Source organism: Oleiphilus sp. HI0067, assembly GCF_001635735.1.
In genome coordinates this window covers 1-1,511 of sequence record NZ_LWFI01000326.1, presented here as the reverse complement: position 1 = coordinate 1,511, position 1,511 = coordinate 1, and the positions used below count along the sequence as shown (strand labels likewise).

The window sequence follows — 1,511 nt, the reverse complement described above, 5'->3', positions numbered from 1 at the left end:
TAAAACCCTTTTTGTTGCTAGTTTCGTTACCTTGATTGCATGTGCCGAACAAGCACAAGAGCAAGCAGTTGTAGAAACGAAAGCAGAAACAATTACTCTTAAGCTTGCTGAAACTTGGGGACCGAATTTCCCTATTTTTGGCGATGCTACAAAAAACCTCGCGACACTAGTCGACAAGATGTCCGACGGACGCCTTCAGATTACGATAGATTCTTCCAACAAACATAAAGCGCCTTTTGGTGTTTTTGATATGGTGAAGTCAGGCCNGTATGACCTTGGGCATTCGGCTTCTTATTATTGGAAGGGGAAAATCCCTGCAACGATGTATTTCACGACCATGCCATTTGGAATGTTGGCGCAAGAACAGTATGCCTGGTTCTATTACGGTGGTGGTATGGAGTTGATGGATGAACTGTACTCTCAGCACAACTTAATGTCTTTCCCAGGCGGTAACACGTCTAACCAAATGGGCGGTTGGTTCCAGAAGGAAATCAAAACGCTAGATGACCTTCAAGGTCTTAAAATGCGTATCCCAGGTTTTGCTGGTGAAGTGCTTGCAAAGCTCGGTGCGAAACCGACGAATATCCCACCGGGAGAGCTCTATACAGCACTTGAACGAGGCACTATTGATGCGCTTGAGTGGGTAGGTCCATCTCTCGATTTGCGCATGGGCTTCCATAAAATCGCACCTTACTATTATACCGGTTGGCATGAGCCTGGTGCTGAATTGCAGTTCTTAGTGAATCGTAAAACTTTTGAAGGTTTGCCGGCAGACCTGCAAGAAATATTGCGTATCGCCATGCGTACAGCAGCCTATGACATGTATATCCAGTCTACGCACGAAAGTGGTAAGAATTGGGCGACGATGCAGGAAGAGTATCCAAACATTCTAGTAAAAACTTTCCCTGAAGAAGTGATGTCAGCCATTATTCAGGCAAACGATGAGCTTCTTAAAGAGAATGCAGCAGCAGATCCGTTTGCCGCGAAAGTTCTTGCTTCCCAGCAAGAATATATGGCGAAAGTACGAGATTGGACCTTGATTTCAGACAAGGCGTATCTTGAAAGTACAAAATAAGTAAGAAGTGAGTATAAGGAGCCCGAACCTTGGTTCGGGCTTTTTTCTATATGATTGAACGATTAGATTGGTTTTGCCGTAAGGCAACTTCGCTATGTGGCTTTGTGGCCTGCATCTTGATGTTGTTCATGCTATTAAACGTCTTTTACGACGTGGTGATGCGTTATGTTTTTAATGATGTCTCTATAGGCATGCAAGAGCTCGAGTGGCATCTATTTGCGGCTGTATTTTTGTTAGGAACCCCCTACGCCATGCAGCGCGATGGTCATGTTCGTGTTGATATATTTTACGAAGGCTGGAGTGATCAGCGTAAGGCTATTGTGAATTTAGTGGGTGCGTTGACTTTCATTTTCCCTTTTGTCGCACTTGTTACCTATTACGGAGCGAGTTTTGCGCATGATGCCTATTCAATTGGTGAGGGAAGTGGTGACCCTGG

Annotated in this window: 2 protein-coding genes; both read left to right on the top strand. The window is 44.8% G+C overall.

Annotated elements, in window-relative coordinates; genetic code table 11:
- Positions 1–34: 34 nt before the first annotated feature.
- Positions 35–1,075 carry a TRAP transporter substrate-binding protein gene (locus A3739_RS03915; RefSeq protein WP_231876999.1) on the top strand — a complete coding sequence of 347 codons (1,041 nt, stop codon included), beginning with the start codon at positions 35–37 and terminating at the stop codon, positions 1,073–1,075.
- 29 nt (positions 1,076–1,104) lie between these two features.
- On the top strand, positions 1,105–1,511 hold a 407-nt coding region (locus A3739_RS03910), incomplete at its 3' end, for a TRAP transporter small permease subunit (RefSeq protein ID WP_231876998.1).